15 protein-coding genes and 3 pseudogenes are annotated in these 14922 nt (G+C 69.3%); 11 read left to right on the top strand and 7 right to left on the bottom strand.

All coding sequences use genetic code 11. The features are described 5' to 3' along the window. Window positions 1–79 precede the first annotated feature (79 nt). Window positions 80–262, bottom strand: a pseudogene (locus ACIBQ1_RS53950) (LuxR C-terminal-related transcriptional regulator); the annotation flags it as partial. A 532-nt stretch (window positions 263–794) separates the two neighbouring features. Between ACIBQ1_RS53950 and ACIBQ1_RS53945 the strand changes: the two are divergent. The 3 genes from ACIBQ1_RS53945 (at window position 795) to ACIBQ1_RS53935 (ending at window position 3208) form a co-directional block, all read left to right on the top strand. Then, window positions 795–1190 carry a hypothetical protein gene (locus ACIBQ1_RS53945; RefSeq protein WP_397290450.1) on the top strand — a complete coding sequence of 132 codons (396 nt, stop codon included), beginning with the start codon at window positions 795–797 and terminating at the stop codon, window positions 1188–1190. Then, the gene (locus tag ACIBQ1_RS53940) at window positions 1187–2647 is read left to right on the top strand and encodes a multicopper oxidase family protein (RefSeq protein ID WP_397290448.1); all 1461 of its coding nucleotides are present in this window, start codon (window positions 1187–1189) and stop codon (window positions 2645–2647) included. Before ACIBQ1_RS53945 ends, ACIBQ1_RS53940 begins: the two co-directional genes overlap by 4 nt. Window positions 2648–2869: 222 nt before the next feature. After that, complete coding sequence (locus ACIBQ1_RS53935) at window positions 2870–3208, top strand: family 1 glycosylhydrolase (protein ID WP_397290446.1); 339 nt, start codon at window positions 2870–2872, stop codon at window positions 3206–3208. A gap of 391 nt (window positions 3209–3599) precedes the next feature. Here ACIBQ1_RS53935 and ACIBQ1_RS53930 read toward each other — a convergent pair whose 3' ends face one another. Then, complete coding sequence (locus ACIBQ1_RS53930) at window positions 3600–3962, bottom strand: hypothetical protein (RefSeq protein WP_397290444.1); 363 nt, start codon at window positions 3960–3962, stop codon at window positions 3600–3602. 98 nt (window positions 3963–4060) lie between these two features. On the opposite strand from ACIBQ1_RS53930, the gene ACIBQ1_RS53925 reads away from it, so the two are divergent. Both ACIBQ1_RS53925 and ACIBQ1_RS53920 read left to right on the top strand, forming a co-directional pair. Beyond that, complete coding sequence (locus ACIBQ1_RS53925; RefSeq protein ID WP_397290442.1) at window positions 4061–4282, top strand: hypothetical protein; 222 nt, start codon at window positions 4061–4063, stop codon at window positions 4280–4282. Next, window positions 4279–4731, top strand: a complete 453-nt coding sequence (locus ACIBQ1_RS53920) for a nuclear transport factor 2 family protein (RefSeq protein WP_397290440.1) — start codon at window positions 4279–4281, stop codon at window positions 4729–4731. The genes ACIBQ1_RS53925 and ACIBQ1_RS53920 overlap by 4 nt, the downstream gene beginning before the upstream one ends. A 281-nt stretch (window positions 4732–5012) precedes the next feature. On the opposite strand, the gene ACIBQ1_RS53915 is transcribed toward ACIBQ1_RS53920, so the two are convergent. Continuing rightward, complete coding sequence (locus tag ACIBQ1_RS53915; RefSeq protein ID WP_397290516.1) at window positions 5013–5597, bottom strand: GbsR/MarR family transcriptional regulator; 585 nt, start codon at window positions 5595–5597, stop codon at window positions 5013–5015. Then, window positions 5586–5720, bottom strand: a pseudogene (locus ACIBQ1_RS53910) (helix-turn-helix domain-containing protein); the annotation flags it as partial. The gene ACIBQ1_RS53915 and the pseudogene ACIBQ1_RS53910, both read right to left, overlap by 12 nt. Before the next feature lie 169 nt (window positions 5721–5889). Here ACIBQ1_RS53910 and ACIBQ1_RS53905 point away from each other — a divergent pair. Both ACIBQ1_RS53905 and ACIBQ1_RS53900 read left to right on the top strand, forming a co-directional pair. Continuing rightward, window positions 5890–6711, top strand: coding sequence for an oxidoreductase (locus tag ACIBQ1_RS53905; protein WP_397290438.1), 822 nt, complete (start codon window positions 5890–5892; stop codon window positions 6709–6711). A gap of 10 nt (window positions 6712–6721) precedes the next feature. Then, the gene (locus ACIBQ1_RS53900; protein ID WP_397290436.1) at window positions 6722–8263 is read left to right on the top strand and encodes a DHA2 family efflux MFS transporter permease subunit; all 1542 of its coding nucleotides are present in this window, start codon (window positions 6722–6724) and stop codon (window positions 8261–8263) included. 49 nt (window positions 8264–8312) lie between these two features. On the opposite strand, the gene ACIBQ1_RS53895 is transcribed toward ACIBQ1_RS53900, so the two are convergent. Continuing rightward, window positions 8313–8711, bottom strand: coding sequence for a hypothetical protein (locus tag ACIBQ1_RS53895; RefSeq protein WP_397290434.1), 399 nt, complete (start codon window positions 8709–8711; stop codon window positions 8313–8315). Window positions 8712–10201: 1490 nt separating this feature from the next. Here ACIBQ1_RS53895 and ACIBQ1_RS53890 point away from each other — a divergent pair. The 4 genes and pseudogenes from ACIBQ1_RS53890 to ACIBQ1_RS53875 all read left to right on the top strand — a co-directional run bounded on the left by ACIBQ1_RS53890 (window position 10202) and on the right by ACIBQ1_RS53875 (window position 12695). After that, window positions 10202–10837: a TVP38/TMEM64 family protein gene (locus ACIBQ1_RS53890; RefSeq protein WP_397290432.1), complete on the top strand. Its 636-nt coding sequence runs from the start codon at window positions 10202–10204 to the stop codon at window positions 10835–10837. 659 nt (window positions 10838–11496) lie between these two features. Further along, window positions 11497–11664, top strand: a complete 168-nt coding sequence (locus ACIBQ1_RS53885; protein ID WP_397290430.1) for a VOC family protein — start codon at window positions 11497–11499, stop codon at window positions 11662–11664. A gap of 111 nt (window positions 11665–11775) precedes the next feature. Further along, window positions 11776–11910: pseudogene (locus tag ACIBQ1_RS53880) on the top strand (LacI family DNA-binding transcriptional regulator); the annotation flags it as partial. Between the two features lie 83 nt (window positions 11911–11993). Beyond that, window positions 11994–12695: a substrate-binding domain-containing protein gene (locus tag ACIBQ1_RS53875; RefSeq protein WP_397290515.1), complete on the top strand. Its 702-nt coding sequence runs from the start codon at window positions 11994–11996 to the stop codon at window positions 12693–12695. Window positions 12696–12772: 77 nt separating this feature from the next. Here the strand turns inward: ACIBQ1_RS53875 and ACIBQ1_RS53870 are convergent, their stop codons facing one another. After that, on the bottom strand, window positions 12773–13774 hold the full coding sequence (locus ACIBQ1_RS53870) for a LysR family transcriptional regulator (RefSeq protein WP_397290428.1): 1002 nt from the start codon (window positions 13772–13774) through the stop codon (window positions 12773–12775). A gap of 168 nt (window positions 13775–13942) precedes the next feature. Beyond that, window positions 13943–14833 carry a hypothetical protein gene (locus ACIBQ1_RS53865; protein ID WP_397290426.1) on the bottom strand — a complete coding sequence of 297 codons (891 nt, stop codon included), beginning with the start codon at window positions 14831–14833 and terminating at the stop codon, window positions 13943–13945. Window positions 14834–14922 lie beyond the last annotated feature (89 nt).

The following is a 14922-nucleotide window of genomic DNA, read 5'->3' as shown; positions in this document are numbered from 1 at the left end:
AGCCTTGAGTATCCGCGCGAGCTCGGGCCCGGGAGCTCACTCCGAGCTTGGGGAAGATCCGGTGCAGGTGGGTGCCGACGGTCCGGTGAGAAAGGTACAGCCGTTGGCCGATCTCCCGGTTCGTCAGCCCCTCCGCAGCCAGCTGCGCGATGTTCAGCTCGTGCGGGGTGAGCTTGTCCCACGCGTCCGGGTCCCGGTTCGCGCTCGGCTCCCCCGCGCCGCGCAGCTCCCGTCGTGCGCGCTCGGCCTCCACGCCGGTCATCGTCAGCACGCGCAGGCCCGCGATCGACGCCGCGGAGACGGCCTCCGCTACGAGCGCGGACTTCCCGATGCCGGCCTCCCCCCGGATGAGAAAGCCGCTGCGATCCCCGGGGCCGTCGATGAGCTCGGCCTCCCGTCCGAAAAGCGGCATGGTTCGGCACTCCTGACGTCGATGTCCCCGGCTGTCTCCCCCCAGCTGTGCGCGAGACCCTACCGAAGACCAAGTCGGCACGCCGTCATCGCGCACCGAGCTCACCGCTGTGGGGATGGGCGGGGCCGCCCGGCCCATTCCTGAGCAGCCCTGCCATGGCGTGTATACGCGTCGTCAACCGTTGGTATGCAAGCGGCGCCTAGGGTCGTACCGGGCCGAGTTTGCCTGAGGCCAGACCTGCAGCCGGACTGCACTCGAAGGAGATTCGTCACCACGGCCGAAAATCGAGGAGGACTGTGGTGCGGCTCTGCGCGTCAGGCGCGATCACGGCCACCGACTACCCCGAATCCTTTATCACCCGAGCACTCGCAGGAGATCGACCTTGACCATGCACCAGACCGTCACCGCTTCTTCTTCCTGGACCACGCATGCACTGCGGGCCGTGGTGGCCCTGCATGTCGTCGCGCTGCTGTTCCAGGCGGTGACGGCGGGAATGCTGCTGTCCACGCCCGGCGGCCGGGCACTGCACACGATCTCCGGAATCGCCCTGCTCGTCATCGGTCTCCTCCACCTGATCGTGGCGATCCTGGCGTGGAAGCCCGGCGGTGGGCAGGCGGAATTCATGGTCGCGGCCGCGTTGCAGCTGGTGTTCACACTCGTGGCGGCGAAACTCGGCGGGGCAGGCGTGAAGACCCTGCACCTGCCGCTCGGGGTGCTGCTGTTCGGTGGCGGCGTCGTGCAGCTCTTCCGGGTGCTGGCGCAGCCTCGCACGGCATGACCCCGACCCGGCGCGATGTGCTGCGGCTGCTCAGGCTCGGCGCGGTGGCGGTGTCCGGGGTGTCCGGCTGCTCGCTGCCGGCCGGTACGCCGCAGCCGCAGCTGCTGGCCAGTGCGGCGCCGCTGCCCAAGCCGTACGCGGTGCCGCTGCCCGTGCCCGAGGTGGCCGAGCCGGTCAGGAGCGCGGGTGGGGCCGACTACTACGAGCTGGTGGAGCGGGCGGCCGAGGTCGAGCTGCTGCCTGGGCTTCGTACTCCAATATGGGGATATGGCGGTCAGTTCCCCGGGCCCACCATCATGGCGCGCAGCGGCCGCCGTACCGTCGTGAAGCTGGTCAACCAGCTCGGCGCGCCGACCGTGCTGCACCTGCATGGCGGGCACACGCCGCCGGAGTCCGACGGCTTCCCGACGGACCTGGTGGCGCCCGGGGCCTCTCGCGAGTACGTGTTCCCACTGGAGCAGCGGGCCGCCACGCTCTGGTACCACGACCACCGCATGGACTACACCGGACCGCAAGTGTGGCGCGGTCTGGCCGGCATGTTCCTGGTACGCGACGCCGAGGAGGAGGCGCTGCCGCTGCCCGCCGGGGAACGCGACCTGCCGCTGCTGATCTGCGACCGGTCGTTCGCCGCCGACGGCACCCTGCTCTACCCGGCGCTGGAGAACCGGCCGGGCGTGCGGGAGGCGTACATGGGGGGTGTGCTCGGTGACGTGATCCTGGTGAACGGGGCGGCGTGGCCCGAGGCGCGGGTGGCCAGGGCCCGCTACCGGCTGCGGTTGTGCAACGGGTCCAACGCGCGGGCGTACGAGCTGGCCACCGGCGGCCCGATGGTCCAGATCGGCAGCGACGGCGGGCTGCTGAGCGTGCCGCGCACGGTGCGGCAGATTCGGCTGTCGCCGGGCGAGCGCGCCGACGTGATCGTCGACTTCGCCGCCCACAAGGTGGGCCAGTACGTCGAGCTGCGGAACCTGGCGGGGGAGGGCCCGCAGGCGCGGGTGATGCGGTTCGCGGTGGACCGCGACGAGCCCGATGACTCGGCCGTGCCGCCGCGGCTGTCCACCGTCGAGGTGCTCGATCCCGGTAAGGCGACCGTGACGCGGGACTTCGAGTTCAGCAGCGGCAGCATGCACGGCGGCATCGGCTGGCTGATCAACGGCCGACCGTTCGACCCGAGGCGCATGGAGGCCAGGCCCAAGCTCGGTGACATCGAGGTGTGGCGGCTGACCAGCGACGTGGCCCACCCGGTGCACCTGCACCTCGACCACTTCCAGGTGCTCTCGGTCAACGGCGAGCGGCCGGTGGGACCGCCGGAGTGGAAGGACACCGTCGAGCTGCGCGACGCCCAGACCGTCGAGATCGTCACCCGGTTCACCGACTACCGCGGCCGCTATGTGCTGCACTGCCACAATCTCGAACACGAGGACATGGCGATGATGGCCGGCTTCGAAGTCGTGTGACCATACGGTCACCTCGTGGGGGCGGCGGTCCCGTAAGCCGCGTCCAGGCGCCCGGGGGTCCCACCGCGGGCCAGGGGTTTCCACGGGCGCGACGCACCCGCGCGGTGCGCGAGCGTCGTCCCAGGATCGAACCGGCGACCCGGGCGCGTTCACGCCCCCGGAGCAGGAGAAAAGATCACGACGACTGAAGGCTTCGAACTGGGACTCAACTCGTTCGGGGAAGTGGCCGGCAGCGGCGACCGCGTTCTGAGCGACACCGAGACCGTGCGGCTGATCGTCGAGGAGGCCCGGCTCGCCGAGTCCGTCGGACTCGACGTGTTCAGCGTGGGTGAGCACTACAGGCAGGGCCACAACGACTCGGCGGCGCCCGTGCTGCTCGCGGTGATCGCGACGGTGGTGCACTGGTCCGCACTGGATAACTATGAGTGGGGCTCCTACCGTCCGACATTTGGCTTGATCGCCTGGGACAAAGACACGTTCGAGCGGACACCGAAGCCGAGCGCCGCTTGGCTCGGCGAGATCGCCCGTACGAGCGTCTTGAGCCACCCAGACCGTCCATAGGCTCTGAGCCGCGCTTTGTCGGTTCAGGACCCGTACCGTCACCAGCGGGGTGCAGGCAACCACGCTCGCGCCCGCAAGGCGCCGTGGATCTATCAGCGGCTACGGCCCACGACCGGAGCTGTGTCAACGGCCAAGTGCCCACTTTTTTCATGGCCACGGACAAGCTGGATGTGGCGGGTGCGCTCGCGATGTTTCCCGATGTGACGTGCGGCTGGACCGGAAAGCCCAGCGCCGTTCAGCGGTTGGATCGAGGAGAGGACGCCTTTGGAGGCGACTTGGCTGTTTCGGGCGCTGGGGCGTCCACCGACCCCTGTCACTGGCGAGGGCCAGGTCGGGCGGGTCAGCGTTCGATGGTGATGACGGTTCGGCTCACGCGCACCCGGCGATACCCTCAGGACGAGTTCTCCCACGCCAGGCGCACCACCAACTTCCGGATCTCCTTGCGCGTCCTCGGACGGCCGGACCGATGCGGATACGTCCACCGATCTCGGACCAGGCGCCGGTGCCAGGCCAGCAGGGTGGCCGGCGTCACCAGTCGATGAGCCCGCAACCCGGGCGGCAGGAACCGTGCCAGCGCGGCCAGGACCGCCCGATCAGCCCAGTCCGGCTTCGGCCGGGTGACTTGCCTCCGCACTATCGCCACTTCATGCCGCAACACCATGATCTCGACATCCTTGACCGCCTCGCTCCGACCCAGCAGCGCCAGCCGGCCGAACACCCGGAGCACGATCAGATACAGGAGACGGAGAGACACAAGAACCGATCTTGCCCGTACCACCGCATCAGGTCGATCCGCAGGTCAAGCGCCCTGCGATGACTTTTGAAGCGGTACATGGTGTAGCCGGGCCCACCATGGCCATGGCACTGCAGGCCGCCTATACCGAACGGCTGGTCAGTGCCCTGCGTAACCTACGCCCCGAACTGGACGACGAGCACGCGGAGATGATCGTGAGAGCGGTGTTCCTCTTGGTCAACGGCGCGGTTTCGCTCGGCCCCGCGACACGGTTCTCCGAGCAGCGCATGCGCGCGTTGCTCGGGAGCATGGCCGGCGCCTGCCTGGAGGTGCCGGCGTGAGCGACCGGATCGGGATCGAGGACCGGTTGGCCATCGTGGAGACGATCAACCGCTACGCCCTCACCTTCGACGCCTCCGATGTGGACGGCTTCGTCGACGTGTTCACCTCGGACGGTGTCTTCGAGGCGGTCCTCGTCGGCGGCGACGAGCCGCTGATGACGTTGCGGGGCGCAGCGGACCTGCGTGGCTTCGTCGAACGCGGGGTGCCCGGTGGCGGGATCGCCGTGCACCATGTCGCGGGAGTCGTGTTCGACGTGCTGGACCGCGACGAGCCGCGCACCCGGGCGACCGTCATCGTCACCGCGCAGTTGGCGAAAGGCCCGGCGGTGGTCACCCACGGCTGGTACCACGACCGCTGGCGCGAGACGGACCGCGGCTGGCGCATCGCGCACCGCCGGTACGTCTCGGCCGGCTATCCCCCTGCTCCCCGTGCGACGAGGGAGGGATGACGGCTCCCGTACCGGCTGCCTGATCCGGCTTGGCCGAGCAGCTGCTTTGCCGTCGCGATACGGCCATGGCGGTCCGCTACTTGAGCGTGCGGGTGGCCGGCTTGTCGAACTCGCGGTCCGGCAGTGTCTGGTTGAGTTCCAGGAGCTTGTCCGCCATCCAGCCGACCGCGGCCGTTACGCGTCATGGCAGTCAGGGCCGAGCCGGCGGCGGCCCACTCATTCGTACCGGCCGTGCCCTGCTGTTGAGTGCCGGCGTTCTCGAGCCGCCGCGACGGCGGAGTTCACCGCTGGCGTTGCATGGAGAGGACCTGCCGCCAATGCTCTGCCGCCTGGCCCATGTCGTGGCCGAGGAGCTCGAAGAACTGGGTGGTGGTACGGAGCCGGTCGCCGGTGGGTGTGTCGGTGCCGAAGATCCCGACGCCGTGTCGCGTGGTGTCGGCCCAGAGCGCTATCGACCTGGCGCTGGCCGCCCATGTGTGGTACCAGACGTCCACGTCGACGAAGTACCGCACCCGGCGCGCCTCCCGCTCCCGGGCGACCATCTGTCGCTGCTCCAGCCACTTGATGGCATTGGAGATCGTCGCCGGACTGACATGGAGTTGCTGGGCGAGCTCCGTGGCGGTCAGGCTGCCGCCCTCGCTGAGGAACAGCGCGGCGAACACCCTGGCTGTCATGGGTGCCATCCCGCCCTCGATCATCATGGCGACGAACTGTTCTTCGAACTCCCGGGCTGTGCGGACGTCACGGTTGTCGGTGGTGTGCGGAACGCCGGCGTGGGGAGCGCGCTTGCGGCGGCGGGCGCGCCAGCTCGTCGCATGTTGGGCGCGCGCCGCCCGGTAGCCGTGCGGGCCGCCGTTCCTGGCGATCTCACGGGTGACGGTGGACCTGGACCGTCCCAGCCGGCGGGCGATCTCCGCGTACGTCAAGCCGGCCGTCAGGCCTTCGGCGATGCGGCGACGATCCTCGGCGGTCAGCCGGTCTCCTGGCATGTCATCCTCCCCGGTTGAGCCCTCGCCGGCCATGGCGAGTGCAGTTGCACTCAGCTACACACTCATTGCACCAAAATATGACTTCTGACCTGCGCAAATGAATTCTTCGAGTTGTCTCATCTCAGAACACGAGCCTAGCGTTTCCCCAGACCGAAGAGGAGGTTTCACCATGGAAAAGGTCATTCTCGTCACCGGCGCCTCCGCCGGCATCGGCAAGACCACCGCATTCGAACTCATCCGCGCCGGCCACATCGTCTACGGCGCCGCGCGGCGCGTACACAAGATGGACGACATCCGCGACGCCGGCGGACACGTCCTGGCGCTGGACGCACGCCGGCCGGAGGACCTGGAACGCGTCATCGGCACCATCGTCGCCGAACAGGGCCGTATCGACGTCCTGATCAACAATGCCGGCACCGTCCTGCACGGCGCGGCCGAGGACATCCCCATCGACCTGGCGCGCGACCAGTTCGAGGTCAACGTCTTCGCCCCGGCCCGGCTGACCCAGCTCGCCCTGCCGTACATGCGCGAGCGGGGGTCCGGCACGATCGTCAACGTCTCCTCCATCGGCGGCGAGATCGCGCTGCCGCTCGGCTGCTGGTACTACGCGACCAAGCACGCGCTGGAGGCCTACTCCGACAGCCTGCGCATGGAGGTGGAGCCGTTCGGCATCGACGTCGTGATCATCCAACCCGGCATCATCAAGACCGAGTTCGAGGACCACACGGCACAAGACCTCCGTAAGATCTCCGGCACGACCGCGTACGGGGAGATGGCCGAAGCCATGGCCGAACGCGCCGAGACACAGCTCGGCGAGAACACCCCGGCCAGCGACCCAGGTGTCGTCGCCACCGCCATCCGGCAGGCCATCGAAGCCGACAAGCCCGAGACGCGCTATGCGGTCGGCTACATGGCCGACAGGCTCCTGGAGCTCAACAGGACGTTGCCGGACCGCGAATTCGACAAGCTCCTCACGAACGCCGCGAAGTAGGCCGGCCACGATGTCGCACCAACCCAACTCACGCAGATGGTGGGCGCTCATCGCGCTCGTGCTCACGTCTCTGGCCGTGGGCTTCGACGTGACCATCCTGAATCTGGCGCTGCCGAGCATGGCCGAGGACCTGCACGCCGACAACGCCCAGCTGCAGTGGTTCGTCACCATCTACACGCTGGTGCTCGCCGCCGGCATGATCCCGGCGGGAATGGTGGGCGACCGCTTCGGCCGCAAGAGGACGCTCCTGGTCGCGCTGGTCATCTTCGGGGTCAGCTCGCTGGTCGCCGCCTACGCCCCCTCCACCGGGATCTTCATCGCGGCGCGTGCCGCGCTCGGCCTGGGAGCGGCGCTCATCATGCCCACGATGCTGGCGCTGATCCCGACGATGTTCACCGCGAAGGAGCGGCCGAAGGCGATCGGAACGCTGGCGGGCGCCTCGATGCTGGCCTTCCCCATCGGCCCGCTCCTGGGCGGCTGGCTGCTGAACCACTTCTGGTGGGGCTCGGTCTTCCTGATCAACATCCCCGTGGTCGTCCTGGCGTTCCTCGCGGTCGCCGCCTGGCTTCCCGAATCGCAGCGGGAGCGCGGCAGGCGGATCGACGTGGGCGGCGTGGTGCTGTCGAGCGCGGCGGTGACGGCGTTGACCTACGGCCTCATCGAAATCGGTGAGCGAGGCTGGACGGACGCAGCCGTGTTCGGACCGATCCTCGGCGGGATGGCCGGGCTGGCGCTGTTCGTGGTCTGGGAGCGACGGGCCGGCGAACCGCTGGTGGACCTGTCGCTGTTCGCCAACGCGCGCTTCACTGTCGGCACCGCGCTCGCCACGCTGGCCAACTTCACCATGTTCGGTGTCCTGTTCGCGCTGCCGCAATACTTCCAGGCGAACCTGGGCACGGACGCGATGGGCAGCAGCTTACGGCTGTTGCCGCTCATCGCAGGGATGCTCATCGGGATGTCTACGGCAGCCAGGCTGAGCAGGATGATCGGCCCCAAGCTCGCGGCCGGCCTGGGGTTCGTCCTGCTCACCGCGGGCCTGTTCTGGGGTGCCACCACCGATACGGGCAGCGGCACCGGGCTGGCGGCCGCGTGGACGGCCTTGTACGGACTCGGGCTCGGCTGCGTCCTGCCCACGGTCATGGACGCGGCGCTGGGTGCCCTGTCGCCCGGCAACGCCGGCGTCGGCGCCGCGGTGAACCAGTCCATCCGCACCCTCGGCGGCAGCTTCGGCGCGGCGGTCCTCGGCTCGATCCTCACGTCCGTCTACAGCGCCGCGGTGCCGCAGCAAGCACGCGAGAGCGTCTTCGCGGGGCTGGCCGCCGCACGATCCGCCGGCTCCGCGAGCCTGGCAGACACGGTCCGCTCTGCCTTCGTCCATGGTCTGGACATCGTCCTGGCCACCAGCGGCGGCCTCGGCCTCCTCGGCGTCCTCGTCGCCCTGGCCTGGCTGCCCGGTACGCCCGAGCGCCCCCGGCCGAGCACACCCCGGCACGCACAGGAGGCCCACGTACCAGATACTCGCGGAGCACGAAGATCAGGTGGCGTTCACTGAGGACAAGATCCGGCCCAGGAGCTCGCGGCGCAGGGTTCCGATGACCCGCTCACAGATGGCGTTCATCCTCGGCGTCCGCGGCAGAGCGGTGAGGCCCATAGCCCTTCGGCTTTGAAAACCTCCCGAAAGACGGAAGTGAAGAGCGGTCCCGATCGTGGATCAGGAACCGCAGCTCGGCGATACGGTCACCCACGTCCATGACCAGGTTACGGGCCTGCTGCACCATCCACGCCCCGGTCGGGTACGCGGTCACTCCGGCCAGGTGCAATCGCCGGGTGCCGTGCTCGATGAAGACCAGCACATTCAGCCGCTTGAGCAACACCGTCTCGACCACCAGGAAGTCGCACGCGATGATCGCATGGGCTTGAACGGTCAGGAACAGCCCCCAGGCCGGCCCGGTCCGGCCGGGGGCACCGGACCGATACCGGCCGCGTGCAGAATCCCCCACACTGTAGATGCTGCGATCGTGGAGCCCAGACGGGCCAACTCGCCCTGGATCCGCCGATGCCCCAGGTCGGGTTCTCCCGCGCCATCCGCACGATCAGCGCCTTGACCGGCCGGCGAGTGCGAGGGCGTCCCGGCCGTCGTCTATCGGTGAAGGTCCACTTGCGTGCTACCAGGTGACGATGCCAGCGCAGGATTGTCGCCGGGGCGACCGGAAACACCTCCACCCATCGGCGGCGATGGACCAGCCGCGACAACACCGTGAGCCAGAGCCGATCGGCATGATCCCACCGCAGCCGACCACCGAGTCGACGGCGGAACACCTGGTGCTCGTGACGCAGCACCAGCAACTCAGCCTCTATGGACAGATCAGAGCAGATCAGCGCCGCCGCAAGGCCGAACAGGCATCGCACCAACCGGTAGACCAGCGACAAGAACACCCCGCGATGGTGGCAGCCGCCGTTCTGATCGCGCAGCAGAATCCCAGTTCACCGCACGAAACCGTGTTTCCGAGCGGGACAGGCGCGCCGGTGGACCTACCCGCCCGAGCATCCTGGCCGTCCTCGGACACGACCACCGATCCGGGAGGCGGTGCTGCGACTGGCTCCAGAGAACCCCTTGTTGGGCTATCAACGCATCAGTGGCGAACTCGCCGACGTCGGCATCACAGTGCCACCCAGAACGGTTCGCGACATCCTGACGCGAGCCGGTCTCGAACCGGCGCCACGCCACACCGGCCCGGACTGGCGCCAATCATCAAGACGCTGATTCGCGCGCGCCGAACGCTGGATCGGTTCCGTCCGGCGCGAATGCACCGACTGGCTCCTCGTCTACGGCGAACTCACTCCGAATGATGCCGACGAAGTATCAGCGACACTACAACGACCATCGGCCGCACCGAGACCGAGACCTGACGATCATGTCACACAGCCTGATCTGGGATTTTGCCGTGCTCGGCGACTCGGCTCCCCCAGGGTCACAGCATGGCTCCACGGTTGCCATACATGATCGTCTTGCGGGTGTTCGGCTGGTTCGCGCTGTTCGCCCGGTCACAGACGTCGAAAGAGATCGAGATCCTCGTACTGCGCCACCAGCTCGCGGTCCTCCGTCGCCAGGTCGCCGCTCCCCGGCCATCGTGGGCAGACCGAGCGGTCCTTTCCGCGCTGGCGCGTGCGTCGACCCGACGACGTTGAAACGCATGATCGCTGGCGAGCTGGGCACGGTGCTGGCCGCCCGCAGCGGTAACACCAACAGCCCCATGCCCCGCCTGAGCAGCCGTGTCGGGCGCCCGCGGCACCGACCTGGCGGGGGTGCTGAGCGCGGCTGTCGCGGGCGGTCGCGACGACGTCATCAGGGGCCCTGGTGGTAACTTCGTCGAACCGTTCCACCCCGCGCAGTGTCGTGCTGAAAGGGCATTCCTTGCTGGTCGAGACTCTCATCACGGCGGTCGTCACCGTGGTGCGCCGCTGTGTGCGACGGCTTCGTGACCCGAGAGTGATCGGCGCCGTGGTGCTCCTCACGGCGTTAGTGGTGGTCGGGTTGTTCGTCACCTATCCGGACGCCGAGCAGATCCGCGGCTGGGCACGCGCGGCCGGTCCGTGGCTCCCGCTCGCGTTCTTCGTCACGCACGCGCTGGCGACCGTCGCCCTCCCGCGGACCCCGTTCACCCTCGGCGCCGGCCTCCTGTTCGGGCCGGTCACCGGCATCGCCCTAGCGATCTCCGCCAGCGCGATGAGCGCGGCGCTGGCCTTCCTGCTTGTGCGGGCGATCGGCCGCGCCGCGTTCGCCGCGCGGTTGACCCACCCGGCGGTCGCGGCGGTCGACCGTCGCCTCGCCCGTCGCGGCTGGCTCGCCGTCGGGTCACTGCGGCTGATCGGGCCGGTGCCGTTCCCGCTGGTCAACTTCTGCGCCGGCGTGTCGTCGATCCGGCTCGCGCCCTTCCTGATCGGCACGGCCGTCGGTGTGCTTCCCGGCACGATCACCGTCGTCGTTCTCGGCGACGCGCTCACCGGACGTACCGATCCGGCGCTGGTCGTCGTCTCTGCGATCTGCGCGGTGATCGGACTGGCCGGCCTGCTGGTCGACGCCCGGCTCGGCGTCGAGAAAGCGGACGCGGACGATCCGGCATGACCGGCCTGCGTTGCCGCAATCGCTCATGCCCTCAGGAATCGCCTCGGCGGAGGCCTCGGTCCAGCAGTAGTCCCTGCCTCCGACCTCACCGATCGTGGCGAACTGGACCGAGTAGCCGACCGCGCGCCTGCCCGGCAGCACCAGGCCCGCCACGCCGTCGCGGCACACCAGTCTGGCCACTCCGTCCGCGTCCGTGGTGCCGTCGCCGATCTGCTCGCCCGGCTTCTCCCCCGCCGCGCCGATCCGCGCGAAGAATTGGACGCGCGCGGAGGCGACGGGCCCGCCGTCCGCGGCGAACAGGTCGATGATGTAGTCCTGCACCTGGTCGTCCGGGTCGAGCAGGGTGACCATCTGCCGGCCGTCGGCTCCCTTCAGCGTGATCGTGTTCGCGCTCTTCGGCGGGACGAAGCCGGGCTTGGTGCTGAGCGACAGGCAGAACAGGTCGATGCCCACCTCGAACTGGAGCTTGGAGCTGATGTCCCGCATCTGCTGGTCGTAGCGGTGCAGCTGCACGCTCGTGGCGGGCCGCAGCCGCAACGTGTCGCTGAACGCGTCCTCGGCGGCCGAGTTGTCTTCCTCGGCCAGGGGTCCTGGAGGTCTCCGGGCACTCCGACGGCGGGGGCGGCTCCGGGCTGTCGCTGTGGCTGCAGGTACGCGATGTGGCGCGGGAGGAGAAACGGCTCCTGGAGGCCGGGGTCACGGTGGTACGTGAGGCGCGCCTGGAGCCATGGGGCGTCATCGAGCTGTGGATCGAGGATCCCACCGAGCATCGCATCCTGCTGGTGGAGGTTCCGTCCGATCACCCACTGCGCCGTGATCCCCGCTGAGGGGTTCACGCGGAGAAAACCGCTCGTCAGGGCAGGACTAAAATGAGAGCCTCGATGTTCGCGAACCCGGACACGCGGTCGGGTCGAGAGCCGGGGTGAGGAAACGACCTGATGGCCGTGAGCATGCACGACGTCGCGCGCGCCGCCGGAGTGTCCCAGCGGACCGTCTCCAACGTCGTCAACGACTACGAGTTCGTCCGCCCGGAGACGCGTCAGCGCGTGCTCGACGCCATGGCGGCGCTCGGCTATGTGCCCAACGCCGCCGCCCGTAGCCTTCGGGCCGCCCGCACCGGGCTGATCGCGCTCGTCGTGCCCAACTTCGAGTCGCGATACTTCGCCGACCTCGCCGGTGCGGTCGTCCACGAGGCCGAGGTGCGCGGATACACGGTGCTGATCGAGGTGACCGGCTCGGATCGGGAGCGCGAGCTGAAGGTCCTGGCCGGCGGCGCAATCAGCTCACGGACGGCGCGATCATGTCGGCGGTGTCGCTGCGGCCCGACGACGGGCAGCGCCACCGCCCCGACTATCCGATCGTGCTGGTGGGCGACGAGGTTCCGGAGGGACCGGTCCCGCACGTCGGCATCCCCAACCGGCAGGCCGCCCAGGCTGTGGTGCGCCACCTGGTGGGCCTGGGCAGACGGCGGCCGATGCTGCTCGGGTACGCCCCCGCCGGCAACGCGTCGGGACGGCTGCGCTCGCGGGGCTTCCTCGACGGGCTGGCGGAGGCGGGGCTGAAGCCGTGCGATGAGCTGCTGATCGCGATCGGCTGGACGCGCGCCGACGGTCAGCGGGCCATCGAGGAGCACCTCGCGGCAGGACGGCCGCTGCCGGACGCCATTTTCGCGATGAACGACTCCCTCGCGCTCGGCGCGCTGCGGGCACTGCAGGCTGCGGGGGTCCGGGTGCCTCAGGAGGTGGCGCTCGTGGGCTTCGACGACGTCGAGGAGGCGCGCTACGCGACGCCGTCGCTGACCTCCGTCTCCCCTGACGTGGACGCGCTGGCCGCCAACGCCGTCGCGTTGCTCCACTAGCAGATCACCGGCAAGCCCAGCGGGCGTGACCAGCACGTCCTGGTGGACTTCCAGCTGAAGGTCCGCGAGTCGAGCGGTTAGCCGGGCGGCACGACCACCCTGCGTCCGGTCTCGAACGCCTCAATGATCTTGTACGCGACCAGCAGCGCCCGCCGTCCGGCCGCCGCGTGGACCGGGGGCGGCGCACCGGCCCGCAGCGCCGGGACGAGCGCGTCGAGATGGGCGTCGAACGTCTCGTGGAAGGAGCGCGCGCGATCGTTGAAATACCCTGCCTCCCACACCGTGCGCGCCTCCGCGCCGGCGGCCGACAGCTCGTACTGTCTGACGGTGTCGTCGATCAGCAGGCGGCCGGCGTCCCCGTTGACCTCGACGTGGTGCGTGCGCGGGTAGGCGTAGGAGGAGTCGTACGAGCCGACCAGGCTGCCGACCGCTCCGCCGGCGAAGTGGGCGGCCACGGCCAGCGTCAAGCGCCCGGCGGTCATCTCGGCGCTGATCACGTCGATCGGGCCCAGCAGGTGTTCGAGCATGTCGATGCCGTGGCACTGGGTTTCGATGAGGTTGGCGTACGGGTGGTGGGCGGAGCCGCCCTCGCCGCCGAACCGCCAGGTCGCGAACGACAGGCGGCCCAGCCGACCGTCGGAGATGTCGCGCCTGGCGCGCACGACCGGCCCGGCGTAGCGGTGGTTGAAGTTGATCGCGAAGAACAGGTCGCCGGCCTCGGCGAGCAACCGGTCTGCCTCGTCCAGGTCGAACACCAGCGGCTTCTCCACCAGGAGCGGGATCCCGTACCCGATGAGCTCCAGGGTGGGCCGGTAGTGCTCGGTGTTGGGCAGGACGGACTCGACGGCCAGGCCCAGCGCGTGGACGGCCATCCGCGCAGGCCCGACCAGTTCCCGGCCCGCCTCGGTCAGCACCACCCCGCGGCCGACCCGGTGGAACAGAGCGTCGCCCATCTCGCGTTCCAACTGCTTGATCGACTGCGACAACGAGGGTTGCGCGACATAGAGCACCTCCGCCGCGCGGTGGAACCCACCGTGGTCCACGACCGCGAGAAAGCGCTCGAGCTGCCGGAAGTCCATCACAGGATCATCCGTTCGCGGCGACGCGGGTCCAGGAAACGCGCGCTCGTCTGACCGGCAGTCAGACGAGCGCGTCACGAGCAGACGCTGAGCGCGGCGCCCAAGCTCGACTCCCTCAGGAGTCGTGAAACTTGACACAAACGTCCAGAAACACGAGACCGAAGATCGCTAGGAGACGATGTCGAGGGCCTCGATCGAGACCTCCGGGCCGATGGTCAGGAAGGGCCGCTCGTCGCCGTCGTTGAGGTCGGCGGTGACGAGCCGTCCGGGCGCGGAGCCCGGCCGGACGACGCGGCCGCCGCTGATGGCGAGGTAACCGTCGAAGCTCCGCCGGGTGAAGCGGCGCTCGCCGCCGGTCGGTACGTCGATCGCGATCAGCGGGCTCTCGTCGTCGGGCTCCGGGTAGACGATCAGCTCCCGCTCGGAGGCCCAGACGGAGTGCGGGCCCGGCAGGGCGACACGTTCGGCGAAGGAGCCGGCCTCCTTGCCCGACAGGTCGAGGACGACGGTGGTGAGGACGTCGTCCAGCGTCAGGTACGTCGCCGCGAGGTGCAGCCCATCGGATGACCAGCTTATGGAGGCCTCCTCCCAGTAGCCCTCGGCCGCCCAGAGCGTGCGCCGGTCGCCGGTGCCGGTGTCGATCAGCACGATGCCGGCGACCTCGTCGCCGACGCCGGGGATGCCGGGGCCGTTCGAGAGGTCGGCGAGTACGGCGAGCCGGTCGCCGTCCGGCGAGAGGGCAGCGCGCAGGTAGTCGTCGGAGGTGAACTCCTGGCGGGCGCCGGTGGCGAGCGTGTGCAGCACCACCCGGGGCGGTCCGGCGCCGTCGTCCTGGCGCGCCGTGCACACGAGCCGGGTGCCGTCGCTCGACAGCGACACCGTCTCCGGCACGAGGTGCGGCGGCAGGCCTGGGACGGTCACGAACGCGTCGCTATCGGCGTCCAGCACGATCACGAGGGCCCGGCCGGGCCCTCGGGCCGCCAGGACCATCCTGGCCGCGCGCACCGGCCGTGCGGCCAGCGCGTCGAATGTGATCTCCCATGACCGGTCGACGACCACGACATCTCCTCTTGCTGATCCGGAGGGCAGCCTAGTCAAAGATCACAGATTTAGGGAGATCCCGGCATCTACCGCAAAACGATCTTATT

The sequence above is a fragment of the Nonomuraea sp. NPDC050153 genome, assembly GCF_044460125.1.
GTDB lineage: Bacteria > Actinomycetota > Actinomycetes > Streptosporangiales > Streptosporangiaceae > Nonomuraea.
Note: the sequence above shows the minus strand (reverse complement) of the source record. Positions and strands in the feature narration are given on the sequence as shown.

Excerpts from the sequence above, each read along its gene's own strand:
- ACIBQ1_RS53940 (WP_397290448.1), top strand. The coding sequence starts at position 1,187 with ATGACCCCGACCCGGCGCGATGTGCTGCGGCTGCTCAGGCTCGGCGCG.
- ACIBQ1_RS53870 (WP_397290428.1), bottom strand. The coding sequence starts at position 13,774 with ATGGACTTCCGGCAGCTCGAGCGCTTTCTCGCGGTCGTGGACCACGGT.
- ACIBQ1_RS53905 (WP_397290438.1), top strand. The coding sequence starts at position 5,890 with ATGGAAAAGGTCATTCTCGTCACCGGCGCCTCCGCCGGCATCGGCAAG.
- ACIBQ1_RS53925 (WP_397290442.1), top strand. The coding sequence starts at position 4,061 with ATGGCCATGGCACTGCAGGCCGCCTATACCGAACGGCTGGTCAGTGCC.
- ACIBQ1_RS53900 (WP_397290436.1), top strand. The coding sequence starts at position 6,722 with ATGTCGCACCAACCCAACTCACGCAGATGGTGGGCGCTCATCGCGCTC.